Here is a 21,833-nt window from a genome sequence, read left to right as displayed (position 1 = left end):
GTGGGCTGCCTCCGCGCCCTCGACGTCCCAGCCCGGCCGACTCGAAGTTTCAGTCGACGGCGGCCGCGCGGGTAAGCCGCTGGTCGTACCCCGCAGGGCACCGCGGCCGCCGTCGATCACCTGCTCACATCGGGAGTTTGCGGAAGATCGGGCGCGGAATGTGGCGCAGCACCGACATCAGGTAGCGCACCTGTCCGGGAGCCCAGATCAGCTCCTTGCCCTTTTGCGAGGCCTCGACCGCGAGCGCGGCCACCTCTTCCTTGTCGACGGTGAACGGCGCTTCCTTGGCCCCGGTCGCCTTCCAATGCTCCAGCGTGGTGGTGGTGCGCACCTGGCCAGGCCGGATGACGAGCACACGCGGGCCGTAGGGCCGCAGCGCCTCACCGAGGCCGAGGTAGAAGCCGTCGAGGCCGGCCTTGGTGGAGCCGTAGACGAAGTTGGAGCGGCGCACCCGCTCACCGGCGACCGAGGACATGGCGATGATGCGGCCGTAGCCCTGCGCCTTCATCTTCTCGCCCACCAGCACGCCGACCGACACCGCAGCGGTGTAGTTGATGCCGACGGTCTGCACCGCCTTGCGCTGGTTCTGCCACAGCTCCTCGGCATCGCCGAGAACACCGAAGGCGACGATGGCGACATCCACATCGCCGCCGTCCCAGGCCTGATCGATCACCTTGGGGTGGCTGTCGGTGTCGAGCGCGTCGAAATCGACGACGTCGACCTGCTCGGCCCCGGACGCCTTCATCTGCGCCACCGCGGTATCGCGCAGCGGATCATTCGGCAACGTGGCCAGGATGATCCGGGCGGCGCCCTTCTTCAGATACTCGGCACAGATCGCCAGCCCGATCTCCGACGTTCCGCCGAGCAGCAGGATGGTCTGCGGGTTACCTACTGCGTTGATCACTGGAGCTCCAGCCTCCTGGCCATATCGGACATGAAAACGCCTGTGGGGTCGACACTTCGGCGGATCGCGATCCACTCGTCGATGCGCGGGTACATCCGGTGGAAGGTTTCGGCGGTGGTGCGCGAATCCTTCGCGGTGTAGAGCCGGCCGCCGAATTCCAGGACGCGCTTGTCGAGTTCGGTGACCAGCTCGTTCAAGCCGGGCCGGATCGGGAAGTCGACGCAGATGTTCCAGCCGGGCATCGGGAAGCTCAGCGGAGCCTGGTTGCCGGGGCCGAACAGCTTGAAGACGTTCAGCGCCGAGATGTGCCCGGACGCCTGGATATCGATGATGATCCGCTTGAACTCCTCGACCGCTTCGGTCGGCACCACGAACTGGTACTGGAGGAAGCCGGCCGGACCGTAGGCCCGATTCCACTCCGCCACCATGTCGAGCGGGTGATAGAACTGGGTCAGGTTCTGCACCTTGCCGGTGTAGGTGCCGCCCATGGCGTAGTACGCCTCGCCGACAGCGCCGAGGGTCAGCTTGTTGGCCGTCCAGCTCGGGAAGATGTTGGGCACGGTGAGCAGCTGCGGTGCGTCGAACTTCAGCGGGTTCTTGCGCAGTTTCTTGGGCAGTTCGTCCACCTTCGCCAGGCGGCCGCGGGTCAGGCAGGCTCGGCCGAGCTTCGGCAGCGGGTTCATCACGTCGAACCACGCACTCGAGTACGTGTAGTTCGCCTCGCTCCCATCGCTGTGCACCGCGATGGTCTCGTCCAGCGTCCTGGTCTTGACGCCGTCGTTGAGGAAGTACGCGGTCTCGGTCGGGATCATCTCGATCGTCGCGCGCAGGATGATGCCGGTCAGCCCGTTGCCGCCGACCGTCGCCCAGAACAGTTTCGCGTTCTTCTTCGGCGAGATGGTCTGCACCTGGCCGTCGGCGGTGAGCAGGTCGATGGAGCGGACGTGGTTGCCGAAGCTGCCTTCGGAGTGATGGTTCTTCCCGTGGATATCGGAGGCGATGGCGCCGCCGATGGTGACCTGCCTGGTGCCGGGCAGCACCGGAACCCACAGGCCGAACGGCAGCGCCGCCTTCATCAGCTGGTCCAGGCTCACGCCACCGTCGACGTCGACCAGGTGGGTGTCGCCGTCGATGCGGTGGATGCGGTTGAGCGCGGTCATGTCGACGACGAGGCCGCCGCCGTTCTGCGCGTGATCGCCGTAGGAGCGGCCGAGCCCGCGCGCGATGATGCCGCGGCGCAGGTGGGCGGGCTTGCCGTCGTTGTCCTCGGCGACCATGGCCACGGCCTTGGCGATCAGCTCCGGATCGCTGGTCGAGAGCACTTCGGCGGATGTAGGTGCGGTGCGACCCCACCCGGTGAGCGTCCGGGTGCGCGTCGGTAGATCGAACGCGCGGCCCGCGCCGTTGGTGGCGGCGGGAACGCTGTCATCACCGGTCGTCGTGGTGGGGGTCGTAGCTTTCGTGGACATCGGCATAGAGGCTACAGGTATCGCCGAGCGGGCGGCCGGGGTCGCCGTACCCGCCGGTATGGCGTCGGCCACGCGCGCGGCCCCGGCGCGGTGGACGCGGTCCGGGCCCGGTGGATGCGCGGTGGGCCGCGGCGGTGTCCATTACTCTCGTGCGCGTGAGTGCCGAACCCCATCTGCCGCTTCCGGTCGAACTTCCGCTGGTCGACGAGCCGGGCGGCACGGACGTCGACCTGAAGACGCAGGTGATCCGGTTCGGTCTGACCGGCGGGTTGTCGGCGATCGTCGATTTCGGCCTGTACTCCCTGCTGTACGCGCTGGGACTCCAGGTCAATCTCGCCAAGGCCATCGGCTTCATCGCGGGCACCACGACCGCTTACCTGATCAATCGCCGCTGGACCTTCCAAGCACCGCCGAGCCGCGTCCGTTTCCTCGCGGTGGTGGCGCTCTACGCGCTGACCTTCGCGGTGCAGGTCGGTCTCAACTGGGTGATGTACCAGGCACTGGACGACACCTGGTGGCGGTTGCCGCTGGCGTTCGTGGTCGCGCAGGGCACCGCCACCGTGATCAATTTCGTGGTGCAGCGGATGGTCATCTTCAAGATCGACTAGGGCGGACCGGCTCGGCACGGCCCGGCGGACTGACGGCGTCCGCCGGCGCGGGCAGGCTGCCGCCGGGCCGCGCGCGCCGCCCACTCCGCTCAGCTCTCGACCAGCGCGCCCGTCTCCGCCTTGACTCCGAAATAGTCGCCGCCCTTGGCGCGCACACTGTCGGTACCCCATTCGCGCTGTTCACGGCTGGCGGGCACCAGATGCGGGATGTGTTTGCGGCAGTGGATGTAGGCCTCTTCCACATCGACCACCACCCACAGCTGGGCCTCGCGCCCGCGCCGGCTCGGCGGCAGGCCGGGCACCCAGGTGCGCAGCGCGACATCGTCGACGATGCGGGCCGAGCCGTTGATGTGCAGGCCGATCAGATCGCGCAGGAAATCGATCAGCAGGATCCCGATGTGCGGGTTGGTGTGGATATTGCCGAGGCTGGCCAGTACACCGTTGCCCCGATATTCCGGGTAGGCGATCGTCTGCGCGTCGATGACGTGCAGGAAGCCCGGTTCGCCCGCCCGGAAGCTGGCATCGCATTCGCCGCGGGCGTCGGCGGTGGCGATGAACGCCATATCCATCCGGCCGACGAATTCGATCATCTGCTCGTTGAGCCGATCGCGGACCTGGTCGTCATAGAAGCGCCGGGCCCGGTCCTGGGTGCCGTGACGTTCCTGTAGTTCGTGCTCGCCGTCGCTGCCGCGCATGCGCGCCCCCTGAGATAGCCGGATTCGAGACCGTCGAGGCTCGTCGTCGAACCAGCGACTTAAAACGAAAGCTGGTCAATTTTATCCGGCAAACACTAGGTTGCGGAGCGGAATGCGTCCAGCCGGGCCGACGAATCCCGATCTCGCCCAAGGTTTTCCGGGCACTGACAAAACAGACTGGTTCGTTCGATTATCGGCATCGGGTTACCGCGCGGCGAACCTGACCGCGCACAAGGGTTTTCGCGGCACGGCAAAGACCCCGTCGGGGAACGACGGGGTCGGTGCCTGCCGTGTGCAGTTGTCGATCGGACGGTCTGGTCCGTGTCTGCGGTGCAGGCTCAGCAGGCGACGCTGGTGAGCTGTCCACGCTTGCGGGCCGCGGCGGCCCGGACGGCGGCGCTGATCGCGACCACCGGCGGCAGCCAGCGGGCCTCGCCGGGGGCGATGCCCCAGCAGGCCGATCCGGCCGAGAGCTGGGTCGGCGGCAGCGGGATGCTCGCACCGTCGGTGTGGACGGTGACCCCGGCCGCGCGCATGGCCTCGATCGCCATGGCGGCCTTACGGGCACCGGTGACGAGGTGGATCTCGCGACGCTCGGTACCGGGGATCTCGATCACCGGTCCGGACAGGTTGTTGGCACGCAGGAAGCGACGGACCTCCGCGGCCAGCTCCCCACTGACCTCGATGGCGGACAGGTCGTCATCGGTGATCAGGCACAGACCGTTGGCCGTTTCGGCGACCGTCCAACCGCGCTGGGTGTAGTCCTGCGCGGCTGCGGACATGGCGTCCGCCGAGACGGAAGTCGGAAACGTCGTGCGCACTGTCTTCTCCATTCCCCGTTACAGATCAGGTCCTGCATTCATGGTTCGTATCGAGGGCAGGTGCCCGAAGCGTTACGAGATTCCGAGAATTTTTCACAACTGTCGGATTCGTCTCATTTACCGGCGAGTAATAGCGATCGGTGCTAGGTCGCCCCTCGGCCGGTGGCATGGCTATGACCGGGGCAGATGTGACGAGGTCGGGGCTGGTTTCCGCGGCCGGGAGCGGGAAGGATTCCCCGCATGAGTGATGAGTCCGGCCGCACCGAGTCGCCGCAACCGGACGACCTGGAGGCCGAGTCGCGCTGGATCAGCTGGCGCTCGACCGCGGCCCGCCGGTTCTCCGGCGCGGCCGCCGACGAGGAGACCCAGCCGGAGCCGTTCGTCAGCAGGCGCGCGTTCCGGCAGTGGTGCGCCGACGCCGTGCGCGGCCTGCTCGATGTGCAGTTCCGCAGGCCCGTCACCCGCACGCTGCTGCCGCTGGCCTATCTGCTCGGGCTGCTGTTCGCCTTCGGCATCCCGATCGCGCTGACGGTGCTGATGTGGCAGGCCTCGGCGTTGCTCGGCATCTTCGCCGCCTTGATCGCGGTGCCGCTGGGGTTGAGCATCGCCGCCTCGGTGCGCCTGGTGCTGGAGTTCCTGGTGAACGCCTCCCGGCTGGCCACTCGCGTCGAGCACATCAGCGATCTGGCCGACGACCTGTTCCAGGCGTTGTCCGACGTGGCCGAGCCGGTCAACCAGCTCTCCGAAGACGTTCGCGCGGTGCAGTTCTGGCGGTTCCGCCGCGGCGGCTCCCGTAAGTGATTGTCCTGCAAGCGACACCTGTCCTATCTGTGACATCCCTGGTATTGCCGTCCGGTTTCCTTGTGGAACAATGCCGTTCGTCTAACAAGGGGGAACAGTGGCAGCACAGGGGACCACCGGCTCGACCATGCCGAGGCGGCGCCTCGGCAGGCAGCTGCGCGATCTGCGCAACCGGGCGAGGATGACCACACGCGCCGCGGCGCAGCAATTGGAATGGTCGGAAGCCAAGATCTGGCGCATCGAAACCGGGCAGACCTCACTGCGCGGCCTGGATGTAGAGGCCATGTGCAAGGTGTACGGGGCGCCGCCGGAGGCCGTCGCACCGCTCACCGCGCTGGCCAAGGAGACCAAGGCGCGCGGATGGTGGACCGGTTACAGCGACGTCATCGGTGAGGGATTCGACGTCTACATCGGGTTGGAGGAGGCCGCCGCGCGGCTGTACGCCTACGAGGACCAGCTGATTCCCGGCCTGCTGCAAACCGAGGCCTATGCTCGCGCGCTGCTGCGGGCCGCGCGCCCGGAGCTGTCCGATTCCGATATCGAGCGCCGGGTGCGGTTGCGGATGGCCCGCCAGCCCCTGCTCACCAGGGACGAAGCGCCGTTGCGGCTGGATGTGCTGATCGGCGAGGCCGCGCTGTGGCGGCCGCTGGGCGATCGTTCGGTGACCGCGGGCCAGCTCGACCATCTCCGGCTGATGTGCGAGCTGCCGAATGTGCGCATCCAGGTGGTGCCCTCGGATGCCGAGTACCACCGCGGCATCGAGTCCGGGCCGTTCGTGCTGCTGGAATTCCCCGCGCTCGATTCGGGGGCGGGTGCGCCGGAACCGCCGGTGGTGTACGTCGAGGCCTTCACCGGGCCGGTCTACCTGGACAAATCGCACGAAATCGACCGTTACCGGGCGGCTTTCGACAGTATCCGGGCGGTGGCGGTGGACGCGCGCACCGCGATCGATGACGCACGCGCCAACGTCCGCTGAGGCCTGCCGGGCGAGGCGGGCTCAGCGATCGGCCAGGCGGGGCGCGGCGGCGTCCTTCGGCGAGCGCAGGTAGGTCAGCGGACGGCCGTCGCGATCGGTGCGCGGCCAGTCGATGGCCAGCTGCGGATCGAAAGCGTCCAGATCATGGTCGAATTCGGGGGAGTATTCCAGCGAGCACAGATAGGTTACGGTGGAATCGTCGGCCAGCGACAGGATCGCGTGGCCGAGCCCCTCGGACAGGAACACCGAACGGCGGTGCACATCGTCGAGTACGACGCTGTCCCAGCGCCCGAACGTCGGCGAGCCCTCGCGCAGATCCACCACCACATCGAGGAAGGCGCCGCGCACGCAGCTGACGTATTTGGCCTGACCGGGTGGGTTTTCGGTGTAGTGGATGCCGCGCAGTACCCCGGCGGCCGACACCGAGGTGTTGACCTGGAGCAGATCGAAGCGCCGGCCGGTGGCCTTCTCGAACTCGGAGGCCTTGAACGTCTCGGCGAACGTCCCGCGCTCGTCGCTGTGCAGCCGCGGGGTGAACACCCATGCGCCCGGGATCGACATCTCCGTGATCTGCATGTCACCAACCTTGTCCGTGCTCGAGCAGATCGAGCAGATAGCTGCCGTACCCGGAGCGGACCAGCGGATCGGCCAGCGCGCACAGCTGTTCGTCGTCGATATAGCCCATCCGCCAGGCGACCTCCTCCGGCACGCCGATCTTGAGGCCTTGGCGTTCCTCGATGGTGCGCACGTAGTTGGCGGCATCGAGCAGCGAGTCGAAGGTCCCGGTGTCCAGCCACGCGGTGCCGCGGGCGAGCACATCGACGTGCAGCTTGCCCGCTTCCAGATAGGCCCGGTTGATATCGGTGATCTCGTATTCGCCGCGTGCCGATGGCCGCAGGCCGCGGGCGATCTCGACGACATCGTTGTCGTAGAAGTACAGGCCGGGGATCGCGAAATTCGAGCGCGGGACCTTCGGCTTCTCCTCGATGGATACCGCTCGGCCGTCGGTGAATTCGACGACGCCGTAGGCCGAGGGGTCCGATACGCGGTAGGCGAAGACCGCGCCGCCGTCCAGTCCGGCGAACCGGCTCAGGCTGGTGCCGAGGCCCGGCCCGTGGAAGATGTTGTCGCCGAGCACCAGCGCCGCGCAGTCGGTGCCGATATGGTCGGCGCCGAGGACGAAGGCCCTGGCCAGGCCGTCGGGTTCGGGCTGGACGACGTAGTCGATGGCGATGCCGAACTGGGTGCCGTCGCCGAGCAGGCGGCGGAACGATTCCGCGTCCTCCGGGGTGGTGATCACCAGGATCTCGCGGATCCCGGCCAGCATCAGCGTGGAGAGCGGGTAGTAGACCATCGGCTTGTCGTAGACCGGGACCAGCTGCTTGCTGACACCGCGCGTGATCGGGTGCAACCGGGTCCCGGTGCCGCCGGCCAAGATGATTCCGCGCATGTCTGCACAGTCTGCCAGGGCATCGGGGGATGAGGGCGACCGGTTCGACCGCCTGCGGCCGCGACGTTCGGGTGCGGCCGACGGCCGGTCCAGGCATCGAGCAGATTCCGAGTGCTGTTCGAAACGGTTACGGAGTGCGGGTACCAGGTATGGGGAACAGCGGATTCGGGCACTGTTGTTGCACAGATAGCGGTCACGCGGTGTGCCGGGGCGGCGAGTTGTGAAACATACTTGCTTCTGAACTGGCGCCGGGTGATCGGTGTGAACGTCAGCGTCGACGCTCATCCGGGCTGCCGTCCGGCCGGGGTTCGACGCCCCAGCGGAGGCAGGTGCGCCATGGGTGCGACAAAAGAACCGGGCATCGTGGTCAATCCCGGCGGTCCGAGTGCGCCGGGACGCGTCTTCGAGGCAGCCTTCCGAGGTGTGGTGCGACCGGTGCTGCGCAGCTTCCCGATCAACCGGATGACGTTGCCCGTCGGCGCGGCCCTGATCGACGGCCTGTCGATGTTGCGCCCGGAGCCCGCGGGCATCGACCGCGAACAGGTCAGGATGAAGGGTTTCCGGATGGAGATCGTGCGTCCGGCCGGAGCATCGCGGGCGCTGCGCCACGGTGCGGTGCTGTATTTCCACGGTGGCGGCTTCGCCATCTGTGGGCTGCGCACCCACCGGCCTGTCGTGGCCGGCTTGGCGCGCCGGACCGGGCTGCCGGTGGTCAACGTCGAGTACCGGCAGCTGCCCGGGACCCGGATCACCGAATCGCTGGCCGACTGCTTGGAGGCCTACCGCTGGCTGCTGCGCCACCGCGTCGATCCCGCGCGCATCGTCATCGCAGGCGATTCGGCGGGCGGTCTGCTGGCCTTCTCCACCGTGCTCGCCGCACTACAGGTGGGTCTGCCCGCACCGGCCGGGATTCTCGGGCTCAGCCCGCTGCTCGATCTCGATTACGCCGCGAAGAGCGAGTACGAGAAGACCGCGCGCGACGCCTACATCCCGCTGGCGGCGCTGACGGCGGTGGTGCGGCTCGGCGGTGAGGTCGCCGGTGTACTCGATCCGAAGCTGTCCCCGGTCAACGCGACACTGACCGGACTGCCCCCGGTCCTGCTGATCGCGGCCGAACAGGAGCTGCTGCGCTTCGACAGCGAGCTCATGGCCCGGCGGCTCACCGCGGCGGGCGTGCCGAACTCGCTCGAGCTCTGGCGTGGCACGGTGCACGATTTCATGAGCATCGCGCCGAATCTGCCCGAGGGCCGGGCGGCCCTGGCACGCGCCTCACGATTCATTCGAGCAAGAATCGAACAGGCCGAGCACGTGCGTACCGCGTGAACCGTGGGTGAACAATCCCGCACACGTGCCGAATCCGCCCGATAGGAATACCGCAACAATGTGATCCGAAATACGTTCCGTAATTTCGCGGGCAAATATTCGGCCATCACCGCAGAAACCCCGCCCGGTCGGAACCGGACGGGGTCACCTGCTGTAGGGAACCGTCGGAGAATTACTTGGCCGGCGGGTTGAACGGCTGGTTGATGGTGGTGAAGTACTGGATCGCGGCGCCGATCGCGACGGGCGCGGTGATCAGGATCTGGCCGGCCAGGGTGCCGAGCGCGCCGACGGCGAGGATGCCGCCGATGCAGCCGACCGCGGCGGCCGGGATGAACGGGCCGAACAGGCCGATGATGGTGGCCGAGGCGACGGTGGCGCCCGCGATGCCGCCGAGCACGCAGCCGACGGCCGCGCCGCCGATGCCGCCGACCAGGGTGGCGATGGTGGCGCCGGTGCTGATGGTGTCCTTCATCCGGTTGAAGGCGTCCTTCTCCCGGTCATAGGGGGACTTCCAATTGGCCTGGTCCTCGAACGGCAGGGCGACCGGCTTGTAGACGGCCTTGGCCATGTCCAGCTGCGGGGTCAGGGTGGCGGTGCGGCCGGAGATGTCGGCGGCGATCGGGAACTCGAAATCGTCGACGCGGAACGACAGCGGGGTTCCGGCCAGCACGGTGCCGTTGCTCGCCTTCACCTTGAAGGTGTTGTCCTCGACGACCAGCGAGCCGGCATCGGTGGTGATGATCGTCGACGACTCGGTGCTCTCGGCGGTGAAGTTGACGGCGGTCTCGGGGGCGGGCGCGGCGTTGACGGTGCCGGCCGTGACGCCGAGCGCGGCGATCACGAGCGCCGAAGTCGCGGCGAATTTCCTCATCAGCATTTCTGGAACCTCGATGTAAAGCGTTCGGAGGGGACGAAATGATCGAAATCGAATTCAGCTAACGACGGGTGAACCGGCTGTGTCCGTTCGTTCAAATTCTGTTCACCGGGGGCGCGTTTAGCGCGGTGCGGTTCTGGAAATGTGTACTTCTGGGCGGCGTTTCCAGGGGATTCGCGGAGGCGGTGTTTCGCTGAATCGGAATTCAAAGCGAGCAAGGACACATCCATCCGTCTCGGCTATCTTCGCAATTCGCCCATGCCCGCGGTACCCGGAGCCCGCTCGCGGCGACGTAAGGTAAGTGGGGTGCGATTGCTGGTAACCGGCGGTGCCGGGTTCATCGGGGCGAATTTCGTCCAGCAGACCGTGACCGAGCGGCCCGACGTCACGGTAACCGTGCTCGACGCGCTCACCTACGCTGGGAACAGAGCCTCGCTCGCGCCCGTGGCCGACCGCATCGACTTCGTGCACGGCGACATCGCCGACCTCGATCTGGTCGACGAACTGGTCAGCGGTGTCGACGCGGTGGTCCACTTCGCCGCCGAATCGCATAACGACAATTCGCTCACCGAGCCCTGGCCGTTCGTCCAGACCAACATCATCGGCACGTACTCGCTGCTGCAGGCGGTGCGCAGGCACGACGTGCGCTACCACCACGTCTCCACCGACGAGGTGTACGGCGACCTGGAGGCCGCGGATCCGGCCTTCACCGAGCAGACCGCCTATAACCCGTCCAGCCCCTATTCGGCGACCAAGGCCGCCAGCGATCTGCTGGTGCGGGCCTGGACTCGCTCGTTCGGGATCCGCGCCACCCTGTCCAACTGCTCCAACAACTACGGCCCGTACCAGCACGTGGAGAAGTTCATTCCGCGCCAGATCACCAATCTCATCGACGGGGTGCGGCCGCGGCTGTACGGCGCGGGCCATCAGATCCGGGATTGGATCCACGTCGACGACCACAACCGCGCGGTCTGGGATGTGCTCGAACGCGGCCGCATCGGGCAGACCTACCTCATCGGCGCCGACGGCGAACTCGATAACAAGACCGTGGTGCGGCTGATCCTCGAGGCGTTCGGCCGCGACCCGGACGATTTCGACCACGTCACCGACCGGCCCGGGCACGATCAGCGCTACGCCATCGACGCGAGCCTGCTGCGCGAGGAGCTCGGCTGGCGGCCCCGCTACGCCGATTTCCGGGCCGGCCTCGCCGACACGATCGCCTGGTACCGCGCGAACGAGGACTGGTGGCGTCCGCACAAGGAGAGCACCGAACGCGCGTACGCGGCTGCCGGCGAGACGACGATCAGCCCGAACTGAGCTGCCGCGCTCAGCCCCAGACCACCACGTAGTACTTGATGGCCGCCGCGGCCAGCGCGATCGTGGTGGCCGCCACGATCGTGATCGGCGCCGCGCGGCCCGGCGCCTTACCGCCGGGGCCGGTGAGCCGCAACGGCATCCAGCGCAGCAGCACCGCGAAGGTGAGGATGGCCAGCGGCACGAAGTAGCGGCCCTGCACGCCATCGATGATGTAGAAATCGACCGGCGTGAACGACATGTAGAGCGTCACGTAGATCATCGCGACGCTGGCCGCCAGCGTCAGCGCCACGATCAGGGTGCGCCGGAAATCCGGGGTCGTCATCCGCTCGGCGATCCCGAGACCGACCGCGAACGCCAGCAGGCAGGTCACGATCGACATCGCGGGCACATCCACGTACCCGAAGCCGAGCTCGCCGAAGAACTCGGTGAACCACTCCTGATCGCGGCGGGCGATGCTCTCGCCGAAGACGCCGAGGAAACCGAACGGGTCACGCAGGATGCCGCTGAGCTGTTCGCCCGGATTCACCGTGTACCACTGGTGCCGCGGACGCATCAGGCTCATGCCGTCACCGGTCGGCGCGGCGATCTTCATCCACACCGCGAACCCGGCCGCGCCGATGGCCGCGCACAGCCACGGCAGCCGGCGCAGCAGGCCCGAGAAACCGAAGCGCTTCGCCGGAACCAGGACCACCAGCATGGCCAGCAGCACGTAGGTGGGCTTGCTCAACGGCAGCAGCACCGTCGCGGCGAGCAGCGCCGTCGTCTCCACCCGGCCCAGCCCCCGACCGAGGAACAGTGCCTTGACCAGCAGCGCCGAGACCATGATGGCCAGCGCGTTGGTCATCGTGTCCGCGGTGACGGTGCCCGCCTGGAACACCGCGATGGGCAGCAACGCCACACTGAAGGCCAGCCACTGCACGCGATAGCCGCGCAACGCCCACAGCGCGAATCCGACCACCACGAGATAGGCGAGCAGACCGGCGAGCCGGGTCAGCAGCACCATGCCGCCCGCGTCCAGATCGAGCACCCCGGCCAGCCGGATACCGATCGCGGCCGGCACATAAGGCACCGGCGAGTAGGCGGCGGTGTTGGTGAACCAGATCGTCTTGTGCTCGGCGGTCACCTCGGCGCCGCCGACGCGGTCGTAGCCGCCCGGGTCGCCGACCATCGCGCCCGGCTCTTCCGGGTTGTCGTTGTAGTCGCGGAAGGCGTAGCCCATCAGCGCGTCGATGGCCGCGGGCGCTTGGCCGCCGTAGGCGACGCCGCGATCGTCATCGATTTCCTGCGGCAGGAAGCCGCCGTGCGCCACCTGATAGGCGCGCCCGAACTGGGTGATCTCGTCGTGACCCCAGAACGGCGGGGTGATCACCGCGAATACGGCGCCGAACAGGGTTGCCAGGATGGTGAAGGCGAGGGTCGCGGCGCCGAACCTGGCGATCAGGGTGTCGGCGGTGCGGCGCAGGGAATTCGAGGTCCGCGAAGCCTTCTCGGGGCGCGACGACGCGGCCGGGCTCGCGGCTTCGGACTTCGCCGCGTCGCCGGTGTCAGCGGTGGGGGTCTCGGGGTCGGCCGGATCCTCGGACGCTGCGGATTTCCGGTCGGCCGAGGTCGTCAACGCCCGGCCTCGCCGGGACGCGGGTCCTCCCCGGGAGCCGAATAGCGCAGGTAGACCAGTCGCGCCGTTTCATGCCGCGACCGGCGGATGCCGTCGAGGATCATGCCCGCGGTCCAGGCCAGGCTGCCGAGCAGCAGCAGGGTGAAGGCCAGGAACAGCGTGGGGAAACGCGGCACGGTGTGCGAATCGTAGAACTCGATGACGATCGGAATCGTCAGGATCACCGACACCAGCCAGCTCAACGTGCCGAACAGGCCGTAGAAGGCGACCGGCCGCTCGTGCCGCGCCAGCCCGATGATGAGCGCCAGGATCTTGAAACCGTCGTGGTAGGTGCGCAGCTTGCTCTCGCTGCCCGCCGGGCGATCACGGAAACCCACCGGGACCGCGGTCTGCGGCACCCGCAGATGCAGCGAATGCACCGTCAGCTCGGTCTCGATCTCGAACTCGCGGGAGACGGCGGGGAAGCTCTTGACGAAACGGCGGGAGAACACCCGGAACCCGCTCAGCATGTCCTCGACGTTCTCGCCGAACACCTTGCCGACCACGCCGTTGAGCACCTTGTTGCCGGTCTCGTGGCCCGCACGGTACGCCGAGGCGCCCTCGTCCTGCTTGCGCACGCCGAGCACATGGTCGTAGGGGCCGTCGAGCAGGGTTTTGATCATCAGCGGTGCGGCCGACGCCTCATAGGTGTCGTCGCCGTCGATCATCAGGTACACATCGGCCTCGATGTCGGCAAAGGCGCGGCGAACCACATTGCCCTTGCCCTTGGTGTGCTCGGCCCGCACGATCGCACCGGCTTCGCGGGCGCGTTCGGCCGTGGCGTCGGTGCTCAGGTTGTCGTAGACGTAGACGACGATGCCCGGCACGGCGGCCTGCAGGTCGGTGACGACCTTGGCGACCGAAGCCTCTTCGTTGTGGCAAGGGACCACGGCGGCAATGCGAAGCTCGGTGGGATCCACCCGGGTCAATCCTCGAGGTCGGCTGTGAATGGGAACACCGGGAGATTACAGGTGCGCGCGGGCAAACGCCCCAGCGAGGTGCCTGCGGTACCGTCGCCCGAGTGTCACCCAGTGAGCCGACGAGTCCCGCACCGCAGTCAGCGCCTGCGGCGCCCGCGTCGTTGACCGGCAAAGTGTTCACCGCGCTGCGTCAGGGCAGTGCGTTCCTGGTGGTCGGTGCCATCGGTTTCCTGGTCGACGCGGGCACCTACAACCTGCTGGTGTTCTGGGGTGGGGAGGGTGTGCTCTATCACGCACCGCTGCCCGCGAAGATCATCGCGATCGCGGTCGCGACGGTGGTCACCTACTTCGGCAACAAGTGGTGGACCTTCTCGCACAAGAAGACCGACAACCCAGGGCGCGAGTACCTGCTGTACGCGGTGTTCAACGTCATCGCCATCGGCTTGCAGCTGGGCTGCCTGGGCTTTTCCCGTTATGTGCTGGATCTTTCCAGCGCGCTCTCGGACAACATCTCCGGCACCCTGATCGGCCAGATCGTCGCCGTGGTGTTCCGCTACTGGGCCTACGACAAGTTCGTCTTCGTGGGCAAGAGCGCCCCCGCTCCGGAACGGGTCGGCGCCGAATGAGCAGGGTTATCCGACCGGCCGGCCGGGTAGCTACTCGGCGGGCTTACGGCGTGTGCGATTGATATCCTCGCTCCCGCCGCGAACCGTATGCAGGGACATGTCTGTCCCGTCGGCACAATGAGGAATTTCGAGGACTTCATGGACCAGTCGGCTACCCAGGCCGTTACCGAAACGAACGATCGCGCGGACGTCGCGCCGGACGCGTTGCGTGTCGCCTCCCACCCGGCGCCCGATCGACTGGTGCTGCAGCGAGGGATCTTCACCGGCCCGTCGCCGAAGGTAAGCGATGAGCTGTACGCCGTGGTCAAGGGCCGCTCGACGCGGGAACGGCAAGCGTTGCGGCTGGAGAAGGGCGCCCTCGCGCACACCAACACCTATTTCGGGCGGTTCGCGGCCAGCTACTGGCAGCGCTGGACCACCGTCACCGCGGTCGAGGCGACGATGATGCTCGAGGTGGCGAACAAGGCGCGGGTGCGGCTGGTCGCCTCCGATATCGCCGGGCACCGGCGCATCATCGCCAGCGCCGACGTCGATGCCAGCGGTCCGCTGACCCTGTCCGCGCCGTTGGACCAGTACGTCGACGGTGGCGCGCTGTGGCTGGAGTTCGACGCGGTCGGCGCCGAGCTCGGCATCTCCGAACTCACCTGGACCACCGCCGCACCGGAGCGGGTGCGTCCGGTCGCCATCGCGATCTGCACCTTCAACCGGGCCGAGGATTGCGCGCACACCGTCGCCGCGCTCGCCTCCGATCCGGTCGTGCTCGCCGCCATCGATGCGGTCTACGTGGTCGATCAGGGCACCGACCTGGTACAGGACCGGCCGCTGTTCCAGCAGACGCTGCCCGTCTTCGGTGACAAGCTGCGCTACATTCGTCAGCCCAATCTCGGCGGGGCCGGCGGGTTCACCCGCGGGCTCTACGAGGTGTCCGGCGCCAATGAGCACGCCGACGTCATCCTGATGGACGACGACATCCTGTGCGAGCCGGAAACGGTGTTGCGGCTCAACGCTTTCGCCAATCTGACCGTGGAACCGACGCTGGTCGGCGCACAGATGCTGTTCCTGCTCAACCCCGACTACCTCAACGTCGGCGCCGAGGAAGTGCATCTGGACAAGCTGATGCACGGGCAGAAGGTGCCGAAGGCCCTGCGCAACACCAGCATGCTGAAGAAGAACCAGGAACGCCGCGTCGACGCCGGCTACAACGCCTGGTGGACCTGCCTGATCCCGGCCGAGGTGGTCAAGAAGATCGGGCTGCCGATCCCGATCTTCTTCCAGTGGGACGACGTCGAATACGGCGTTCGCGCCCGCGAGCACGGCTTCGTCACGGTGACGCTGCCCAATGCCGCGGTCTGGCACGCCGATTTCTACTGGAAAGACTTCGACGACTGGGCCCGCTACTTCAGCACCCGCAACTCGCTGATCGTGTGCGCCATGCACACCGATCTCGACGGCAAGGCGATCACCCGGCAGCTGTTCCGCAACCTGGCCGAGCATTTGGTGGCCATGCAGTACGGCCTCGCGCACACCACGTTGCAGGGTATCGAGGACTTCCTGCGTGGCCCGCAGGTGCTGCGCGACGGCGGCATCGAGGCGCTGGCGGCGGCCCGCACCAGCCGCGCCGAATTCGCCGAGACCATCAAGCATCCGGCCGCCACGCCGCCGGTGTCCTCCGCCGAGATCCAGGTCCGGCGCGCTGGTGGTGAGCCGAGCCGGCTGCTCGCGGTGCTGGTCAAGCGCGCGATCACGCAGTGGACCGGGCGCACCCAGCACGGCATCGTCGGCGTCACCCGCGAGGACGCGCACTGGTGGCACGTGTCGCTGTTCGACCACGTCGTCGTCACCGATGCCTCCCAGTCCGGTGTGCGAGTTCGCCGCCGCGACAAGGCGACCGCGCGCAAACTGCTGCTGCGCACCATCCGGGTGCTGCGCCGCCTGCGCCGCGAACTGCCCGCGCTGCAACAGCAGTACCGGGCGGCGATGCCGGAGCTCACCAGCCGTGAGAATTGGGAGCGGTTGTACGGGATCGACGGAGGTCGCGAGGCGCGCTGAGCGCGGAACCATCGGTGACGCCGGATGACAACGGTTGTCGCCGATGGAGTTTCGGCGTGCCGCGACAGTTCGGGATGGTTCGTGGATCGCCGTGATTGCCATGGTCGGACTCGGTGTCTCCGTGTCGGTATCCGAGTGTGATTCGCCGTAGACAGTGCCGGCGTGCTCTGGCGCGATGCGCGGCCCTCTCGTGGTTCGAGCCTGCCCCGGACGGGTAGATACCGGTGTGCCCGGGCTGCTTCACGGCGGCCGCGGCATGAATCGGACGCAGCCGGCGCAGTCGTCTTGTGGTTCGAGCTCGCCTGAGATGGGTAGGTACTAGTGAGCTCGAGCCGCCTCGACGGCGGCTGCGGCAGTGATCAGACGAAGCCGGCCCGCCGCTCTCGACATGAGCCACCGGCGAAACCTCGGTAGGGTGCGCGTGCACGTTACCGATCTTGGGAGGAATCGATGAGTTACCCGGGGCCGCCGCAGGCGCAGCCGGTGCCAGGTCAGCCGCAGTTCGGGGGTGCGCCGCAGTACGCGCCGCCGGGTGCTCCGCCGTACGGTCAGCCGCCGATGGGTCAGCCGATGCCGGGCCAGTCGCCCGGTCATCCGATGCCGGGTCAACCGCCGATGGGCCATCCGATGCCGGGCCAGCAGGCGCCTGGTCAGCCGATGCCAGGCCGTCCGCCGATGCCGAATGGGGCACCGCAGTTCCCGCAGGGCGGGCCGTATGGTCAACCGCCGCAGGGAATGCCGCCACAGGGTCGTCCGCCGATGCCAGGCGCTCAGCCGCCCATGCCGTACGGCGGCCCGGGCGCGCAGGCTCCCGCGGCCGGTCAGGGCATGCCCGGCGACCCGCCCGGCCTCACCGTCGACGCCTCCTACACTCCGCTGGCCTTCCTGCTCGCCATCACCAAACCGAAGATCATCGTCAACGGCCAGCAGGTGCCCAACACCCGCTGGGGCGCCAACCACATCCCGGTCGGCCCCGGCCAGCACCACGTCAAGGTCAGCACTCCCTGGCTGTTCGACATGGGCCCCGCCACCACCGCCGTCCCCGTCGCTGAAGGTCAGGCCGCGCGCCTCTACTACCGCGCCCCCGCCCTGATCTTCCTCAACGGCGCCATCGGCCCGGGCCCCCAGAAGACCCCGGGCATGGTCTTCGTCTACATTTCCTGGGCCTGCGCCGCCTTGCTGATCCTGCTCTCGATCCTGCCCCTGCTGCTGATCTAGACGTTGTCCGGAGCCGGATCGCACGCGGCCCGGCTCCGTCAGTGGCGGACCTGTCCCGCCGGGGGCGGCGTCGACCTGCAATCGGGCCGGATCCTGCCGGTAGACGCCGCCGCTGCTCGCTCTCACCGCCCGCTGGGACGGAACACCGAGGCGAGGGCGGGGGCGTGACCAGCGTTGTGCGAATCGGCTTGCGTCCTCCCGAAAACCCATCGGCCGCTACGGGATTCAGGTACGCAGGAGGGCAGTCGCCCTACGATGGCGCGGTAAAACCTCGCCGACCGGCAACGCCGGGCTGTTTCTCGCCCCAGCTACTGGCAGGTGTCGAACTGTTCACGGAGACGGCGTTGTACGTCGATCGCCTCCGGCGGGTAGTAGCTCTCGGGATCCTGTTCTCCGGCCGTGGTGCCGTACGAACACCCGCCCACGTGGACGGAGCCGCTGAACGACTTGCCGTCCGGCCCACGGGTACCGCTCCACCGCAGTAGCATCGGATGGCGGGTTGTCGGCTGTAGGGCGGCGATCGCCGCCGCCAGATCCGCGTACGCCGAGGCCGGATCCCGGACACCGACACTCATGTTCGACATGTGCCCGTCTTCGATCCGGACGGCGAGGACCTGCACTGGCAGCCCATTGACGAGGGTCAGCAACTGCTGCTCACGCTCCGCAGTGAGCGGAAACCCTACCCACCACATCGGCGCGTCTCCGGCCGGGAGGATGTCGACCCCGAGTGCGTCGGTGCCGATCACCGGACGCACAGCGGCTAGCGATTCGGCCGCCGCGGGCGAGTGATTCAAGGTAATGGTGGCCACCTTCCCGCGGAACCAGGAGACCTCGGTGCCGGGCAGTGCGCCTCCGATCTGCCGGACTCCGCGGGCATCGGCGGCAACCTGATCCGGATCGAGACGTTCCCCGCGCCGAACCTTCAGCCGCTCCCCGACGATGAACTCCGTTGTCTGGTCGTATCCTTCGAAGTAATCCGCCTTGATCTCATTGATCCGCCGGGCCACCGCCGCGATCTGATCTTCGCTCGCCCCACGCATCCGCACCCACAGATCCAGCACCGCACCATGGGTGATGTTGTTGGAGTAACTGGCCGAGAAGTTCTCCACGCCGGGCATCACCGCGATCTCGGCCTGCAACTGTTTCACCTGCGTCGGCCGCCCGGGCAACCCGGTGCACCCGACGGCGGCAACCACGACCGCCACCAGAACGAAAACCCAGACCGCACACTTGATCCTCCCCATACAGGAATACTGCCCCAGGATCCCGCTACGCGCCGCCGGCTGCGCAGCTCCGCTGGCCGGTGCGCGCTCTTCGACTACATGGAAGATTCGCAATGAGCACACAGGAAGAATTCGACGCGCAGCTCCGTGCCGCTCGAAAGACCCTCGAGTACAAGTCCGCCTATCGCGCCTGTGAATTGGCGCATGAGGTCGACCGGCAGATTCGGCTGACGCGTGACAAGGCCCCTGGACGGTGACAGCAGAACGCCACGGTCCGCCTGTGCGGGCCGTGGCGTTGTGGGCCGAAACCGATCAGAGGAACAGGTCGGTGGTCAGGGGGCCATCACCCGGGGTGACGCGGTACTTGTCCAGGTCGGTGATGCCGTGGGCGGCGAGGACGTCGTCGTCGATGAAGAAGTTGCCGGTGGTTTCGGTCGAGGGGGAGGTCAGCACCAGGTAGGCGGCGTCGGCGTAGATGTCGGGGGTGCGGGAGGTGGCGACCATTTCCTCGCCGCCGAGCAGGTTCTTCACCGCGGCGGTGGCGATGGTGGTGCGCGGCCACAGCGAGTTGACGCCGATGCCGTCGGACTTCAGCTCTTCGGCCAGGCCGAGGGTGGTCAGCGACATGCCGTACTTGGCGATGGTGTAGCCGAGCGAGGAGCCCGCCCACTTCGGGTCGAGGTTCAGCGGCGGCGAGAGGGTGAGGATGTGCGGGTTGCGCCCGGCCGCGGCGGATTCGCGCAGCGCGGGGATGCACAGCTTCGACAGCAGGAAACTGCCGCGGCAGTTGATGTCCTGCATGAGGTCGTATTTCTTCATCGGCAGCGCGTCGGTGGGCGAGAGGTCGATGGCCGAGGCGTTGTTGACCACGATGTCGATGCCGCCGAACTGCTCGATCGTCTGGCGCACGGCTTCGGCGACCGATTCGTCGATGCGCACGTCGCCGACGAAGGGCAGCACCTTGCCGCCGGCGGCTTCGAGTTCGGCGGCGGCGGTGTGGATGGTGCCTGGCAGTTTGGGATGCGGCTTGTCGGTCTTGGCGATCAGGGTGATGTTCGCGCCGTCGGCCGCGGCTCGCTTGGCGATCTCCAGCCCGATGCCTCGGCTGCCGCCGGACATGATCAGCGTCTTACCCGCGAGCGGCTTCGATTCGGTCATTGACTGCTCCTGTCGTGTCCGCCGCGGTTGCGAGTACCGCGGCCATCCGCTTCTCGACATTAAGCGTAAACCCAGACCCTATGCAACCAGTTGCATAGGGTGCGCCAGTGTTGTGCCTCACACTCGCTCCAGCTATCCGGGATCAGCTGTTTCCGCTGGTCGGGCTAGAGAGCGCAACGCTGAACCGGGCCGATCAGTCGAGGTTCGGACGCGCAGAGCGCGATCGCCCGCGCCCCGGTGCTGCCGGACGATGGACGGTGCCCGCCACTTCGGCTGCCCGTCGAACGATTGCCGCGGAGGCCCGTGTCCCGGTGCTGCCGGACGAGGGCCCGGTCGGCCACCTCGGCTGCCCGCCGAACGATTGCCGCGGACGCCGGCGCCCCGGTGCTGCCGGACGAGGACCGGGTCGGCCACCTCGGCGGCCTGCCGAACGATCGCCGCGGACGCCCGCGCCCCAGTGAATCCGGCCGAGGCGAACGACCGCGGGCAACCGGGGCCACCCACTACCGGTGACCCCGTTGCGCGGTTCAGCGCCGCGAGTTCTTCTCCCGGAACATCCGGCGGTGCTGTTTGCTGATATCCCGCCACGCCTTCTCGCGCTCGGCCCGCAACCGCTTATCGCTGCGCGCCGCCATCCACTCGTTCTCGCGGGCGAGCTTGCGGTAGCTGTCCAGCCGTCGCTCGGTGAGTTCACCGCTGTCGATGGCGGCGCGCACCGCGCAGCCGGGTTCGGCATCGTGCGCGCAGTCGGTGAAGCGGCAGTCGGCGGCCAGGGTTTCGATATCGCTGAAGGTGCGTTCGAGACCCTCGGCCGCATCCCAGAGACCGACGCCACGGAGACCGGGCGTATCGATCAGCGTGCCGCCGCCGGGGAGTGGACGCAGCTCGCGGTGCACGGTGGTGTGCTTGCCCTTCTTGTCGACCGCGCGAACGTCGTTCGTGGCGAACACATCCGCGCCGAGCAACGCATTGGCCAGCGTCGACTTACCCGCACCGGACGCGCCGATGAGGGCGACGGTGCCGTCGAGCAGCGCGGTGAGCACATCGAGCCCGTACTCGCTGGTGGCGCTGACCGCGACGACGGCGGCACCGGGCGCGACGGCCCGCACCTCGTCGAGCGGAAGATACTCGGCCGCATCGGCTTTGGTGAGCACGACGACGGGTTGCGCGTGCGATTCCCAGGCCAGGGCGAGCATCCGCTCGATCCGGCCCAGGTCGACGTCACCGTCGGCGGGCGCGCAGATCAGTACCGTGTCGACATTGGCGGCGAGTACCTGGGCGCGCGAATCCCGTGACGCGGTGGTGCGCACGATCGCCGAGCGTCGCGGCAGCAGCCGCCGCACGGTCATCGTCGCGTCGACGAGCACCCAGTCACCCGTGCACAGTCCGCTGATCTCGGAATCCGAGCGTGGGCAGATCGCGCGGCCGAGGCCGCTGGGTGTGGCGACATCGCATTCGCCGCGGTCCATCCGGATCACCCTGGCGGGTACGTGGCCGGGCGCCAGATGTGCGGTGTAGTCGAGCCGGACGCTGTCGGTCCAGCCGTAGGGAATGAGCAGGTCGTAATCGACCATAGTGAGAGAACCTCCGTGGGGCCGAGCCCACGACGAGGGGCTCAGCGAGTTGAGTACGAGATGGAGTTCGGCCCGCCGGCGTGCACCCGCACAGCCGACGCGGACATGACAAACCGCGCGACAATCACCACGAACTCCACCTCCTCGTTCTCCTCGAAGCTCGGCGCCTACTC

21 protein-coding genes are annotated in these 21,833 nt (G+C 67.7%); 9 read left to right on the top strand and 12 right to left on the bottom strand.

The window, feature by feature from the left end; all coding sequences use genetic code 11:
- Window positions 1-124: 124 nt before the first annotated feature.
- Complete coding sequence (gene dprE2 / locus AC4HOU_RS07050) at window positions 125-904, bottom strand: decaprenylphospho-beta-D-erythro-pentofuranosid-2-ulose 2-reductase (protein ID WP_163813541.1); 780 nt, start codon at window positions 902-904, stop codon at window positions 125-127.
- Window positions 901-2,379: a decaprenylphosphoryl-beta-D-ribose oxidase gene (gene dprE1 / locus AC4HOU_RS07045; RefSeq protein WP_194992515.1), complete on the bottom strand. Its 1,479-nt coding sequence runs from the start codon at window positions 2,377-2,379 to the stop codon at window positions 901-903. Before dprE1 ends, dprE2 begins: the two co-directional genes overlap by 4 nt.
- A 143-nt stretch (window positions 2,380-2,522) precedes the next feature.
- On the opposite strand from dprE1, the gene AC4HOU_RS07040 reads away from it, so the two are divergent.
- A complete protein-coding gene (locus AC4HOU_RS07040; protein WP_163813584.1) occupies window positions 2,523-2,981 on the top strand; it encodes a GtrA family protein in 459 nt (152 codons plus the stop codon).
- Between the two features lie 89 nt (window positions 2,982-3,070).
- Here AC4HOU_RS07040 and AC4HOU_RS07035 read toward each other — a convergent pair whose 3' ends face one another.
- Together AC4HOU_RS07035 and AC4HOU_RS07030 are read right to left on the bottom strand one after the other, a co-directional pair.
- Window positions 3,071-3,676, bottom strand: a complete 606-nt coding sequence (locus AC4HOU_RS07035) for a pyridoxamine 5'-phosphate oxidase family protein (RefSeq protein ID WP_163813539.1) — start codon at window positions 3,674-3,676, stop codon at window positions 3,071-3,073.
- A 338-nt stretch (window positions 3,677-4,014) separates the two neighbouring features.
- Window positions 4,015-4,497, bottom strand: coding sequence for a hypothetical protein (locus AC4HOU_RS07030; RefSeq protein WP_163813538.1), 483 nt, complete (start codon window positions 4,495-4,497; stop codon window positions 4,015-4,017).
- A 240-nt stretch (window positions 4,498-4,737) separates the two neighbouring features.
- On the opposite strand from AC4HOU_RS07030, the gene AC4HOU_RS07025 reads away from it, so the two are divergent.
- On the top strand, window positions 4,738-5,298 hold the full coding sequence (locus tag AC4HOU_RS07025; protein ID WP_490724277.1) for a DUF4282 domain-containing protein: 561 nt from the start codon (window positions 4,738-4,740) through the stop codon (window positions 5,296-5,298).
- Between the two features lie 97 nt (window positions 5,299-5,395).
- Window positions 5,396-6,274, top strand: coding sequence for a helix-turn-helix domain-containing protein (locus tag AC4HOU_RS07020; RefSeq protein WP_490724276.1), 879 nt, complete (start codon window positions 5,396-5,398; stop codon window positions 6,272-6,274).
- Between the two features lie 21 nt (window positions 6,275-6,295).
- Here AC4HOU_RS07020 and AC4HOU_RS07015 read toward each other — a convergent pair whose 3' ends face one another.
- Both AC4HOU_RS07015 and rfbA read right to left on the bottom strand, forming a co-directional pair.
- A complete protein-coding gene (locus AC4HOU_RS07015; RefSeq protein ID WP_163813536.1) occupies window positions 6,296-6,850 on the bottom strand; it encodes a dTDP-4-dehydrorhamnose 3,5-epimerase family protein in 555 nt (184 codons plus the stop codon).
- Window position 6,851: 1 nt separating this feature from the next.
- Window positions 6,852-7,724, bottom strand: a complete 873-nt coding sequence (rfbA, locus tag AC4HOU_RS07010; protein ID WP_490724275.1) for a glucose-1-phosphate thymidylyltransferase RfbA — start codon at window positions 7,722-7,724, stop codon at window positions 6,852-6,854.
- Window positions 7,725-8,060: 336 nt separating this feature from the next.
- On the opposite strand from rfbA, the gene AC4HOU_RS07005 reads away from it, so the two are divergent.
- Entirely contained in the window at window positions 8,061-9,047 is a 987-nt protein-coding gene (locus tag AC4HOU_RS07005) for an alpha/beta hydrolase (protein WP_178127826.1), read from the top strand.
- A 172-nt stretch (window positions 9,048-9,219) separates the two neighbouring features.
- Here the strand turns inward: AC4HOU_RS07005 and AC4HOU_RS07000 are convergent, their stop codons facing one another.
- Window positions 9,220-9,924, bottom strand: a complete 705-nt coding sequence (locus tag AC4HOU_RS07000; RefSeq protein WP_036531823.1) for a DUF8020 domain-containing protein — start codon at window positions 9,922-9,924, stop codon at window positions 9,220-9,222.
- 303 nt (window positions 9,925-10,227) lie between these two features.
- Here AC4HOU_RS07000 and rfbB point away from each other — a divergent pair, with 303 nt between their 5' ends.
- Window positions 10,228-11,238: a dTDP-glucose 4,6-dehydratase gene (gene rfbB, locus AC4HOU_RS06995; RefSeq protein WP_280213282.1), complete on the top strand. Its 1,011-nt coding sequence runs from the start codon at window positions 10,228-10,230 to the stop codon at window positions 11,236-11,238.
- A 10-nt stretch (window positions 11,239-11,248) separates the two neighbouring features.
- Here rfbB and AC4HOU_RS06990 read toward each other — a convergent pair whose 3' ends face one another.
- Window positions 11,249-12,853 carry a DUF2142 domain-containing protein gene (locus tag AC4HOU_RS06990; RefSeq protein WP_490724274.1) on the bottom strand — a complete coding sequence of 535 codons (1,605 nt, stop codon included), beginning with the start codon at window positions 12,851-12,853 and terminating at the stop codon, window positions 11,249-11,251.
- A complete protein-coding gene (locus AC4HOU_RS06985; RefSeq protein ID WP_163813532.1) occupies window positions 12,850-13,812 on the bottom strand; it encodes a glycosyltransferase in 963 nt (320 codons plus the stop codon). Before AC4HOU_RS06985 ends, AC4HOU_RS06990 begins: the two co-directional genes overlap by 4 nt.
- Before the next feature lie 101 nt (window positions 13,813-13,913).
- On the opposite strand from AC4HOU_RS06985, the gene AC4HOU_RS06980 reads away from it, so the two are divergent.
- The 3 genes from AC4HOU_RS06980 (at window position 13,914) to AC4HOU_RS06970 (ending at window position 17,705) form a co-directional block, all read left to right on the top strand.
- The gene (locus AC4HOU_RS06980) at window positions 13,914-14,438 is read left to right on the top strand and encodes a GtrA family protein (protein ID WP_175585873.1); all 525 of its coding nucleotides are present in this window, start codon (window positions 13,914-13,916) and stop codon (window positions 14,436-14,438) included.
- Window positions 14,439-14,576: 138 nt separating this feature from the next.
- On the top strand, window positions 14,577-16,487 hold the full coding sequence (locus AC4HOU_RS06975; RefSeq protein WP_194990183.1) for a glycosyltransferase: 1,911 nt from the start codon (window positions 14,577-14,579) through the stop codon (window positions 16,485-16,487).
- 450 nt (window positions 16,488-16,937) lie between these two features.
- Complete coding sequence (locus tag AC4HOU_RS06970; RefSeq protein ID WP_490724273.1) at window positions 16,938-17,705, top strand: hypothetical protein; 768 nt, start codon at window positions 16,938-16,940, stop codon at window positions 17,703-17,705.
- Between the two features lie 308 nt (window positions 17,706-18,013).
- Here the strand turns inward: AC4HOU_RS06970 and AC4HOU_RS06965 are convergent, their stop codons facing one another.
- A complete protein-coding gene (locus AC4HOU_RS06965; protein ID WP_490724272.1) occupies window positions 18,014-18,949 on the bottom strand; it encodes a hypothetical protein in 936 nt (311 codons plus the stop codon).
- 92 nt (window positions 18,950-19,041) lie between these two features.
- Here AC4HOU_RS06965 and AC4HOU_RS06960 point away from each other — a divergent pair, with 92 nt between their 5' ends.
- A complete protein-coding gene (locus tag AC4HOU_RS06960) occupies window positions 19,042-19,185 on the top strand; it encodes a hypothetical protein (protein WP_490724271.1) in 144 nt (47 codons plus the stop codon).
- Window positions 19,186-19,240: 55 nt separating this feature from the next.
- Here AC4HOU_RS06960 and AC4HOU_RS06955 read toward each other — a convergent pair whose 3' ends face one another.
- Together AC4HOU_RS06955 and rsgA are read right to left on the bottom strand one after the other, a co-directional pair.
- On the bottom strand, window positions 19,241-20,086 hold the full coding sequence (locus AC4HOU_RS06955; RefSeq protein WP_163813531.1) for an SDR family oxidoreductase: 846 nt from the start codon (window positions 20,084-20,086) through the stop codon (window positions 19,241-19,243).
- 527 nt (window positions 20,087-20,613) lie between these two features.
- Window positions 20,614-21,660, bottom strand: coding sequence for a ribosome small subunit-dependent GTPase A (rsgA, locus tag AC4HOU_RS06950; protein WP_195020415.1), 1,047 nt, complete (start codon window positions 21,658-21,660; stop codon window positions 20,614-20,616).
- Between the last annotated feature and the right edge of the window lie 173 nt (window positions 21,661-21,833).

Source organism: Nocardia sp. JCM 38205 (assembly GCF_058222935.1).
The sequence above is the reverse complement of the archived record's forward strand: the minus strand, read 5'-3'. Positions and strand labels throughout refer to the sequence as shown.

Coding starts and splice junctions, on each gene's coding strand:
- rfbA (WP_490724275.1), bottom strand. CDS start 7,724: ATGCGCGGAATCATCTTGGCCGGCGGCACCGGGACCCGGTTGCACCCG.
- AC4HOU_RS06970 (WP_490724273.1), top strand. CDS start 16,938: ATGAGTTACCCGGGGCCGCCGCAGGCGCAGCCGGTGCCAGGTCAGCCG.
- AC4HOU_RS07035 (WP_163813539.1), bottom strand. CDS start 3,676: ATGCGCGGCAGCGACGGCGAGCACGAACTACAGGAACGTCACGGCACC.
- AC4HOU_RS07015 (WP_163813536.1), bottom strand. CDS start 6,850: ATGCAGATCACGGAGATGTCGATCCCGGGCGCATGGGTGTTCACCCCG.
- AC4HOU_RS07000 (WP_036531823.1), bottom strand. CDS start 9,924: ATGCTGATGAGGAAATTCGCCGCGACTTCGGCGCTCGTGATCGCCGCG.
- AC4HOU_RS06960 (WP_490724271.1), top strand. CDS start 19,042: ATGAGCACACAGGAAGAATTCGACGCGCAGCTCCGTGCCGCTCGAAAG.
- AC4HOU_RS06975 (WP_194990183.1), top strand. CDS start 14,577: ATGGACCAGTCGGCTACCCAGGCCGTTACCGAAACGAACGATCGCGCG.
- AC4HOU_RS07025 (WP_490724277.1), top strand. CDS start 4,738: ATGAGTGATGAGTCCGGCCGCACCGAGTCGCCGCAACCGGACGACCTG.
- AC4HOU_RS06955 (WP_163813531.1), bottom strand. CDS start 20,086: ATGACCGAATCGAAGCCGCTCGCGGGTAAGACGCTGATCATGTCCGGC.
- rsgA (WP_195020415.1), bottom strand. CDS start 21,660: ATGGTCGATTACGACCTGCTCATTCCCTACGGCTGGACCGACAGCGTC.
- AC4HOU_RS06965 (WP_490724272.1), bottom strand. CDS start 18,949: ATGGGGAGGATCAAGTGTGCGGTCTGGGTTTTCGTTCTGGTGGCGGTC.
- dprE1 (WP_194992515.1), bottom strand. CDS start 2,379: ATGCCGATGTCCACGAAAGCTACGACCCCCACCACGACGACCGGTGAT.
- AC4HOU_RS07005 (WP_178127826.1), top strand. CDS start 8,061: ATGGGTGCGACAAAAGAACCGGGCATCGTGGTCAATCCCGGCGGTCCG.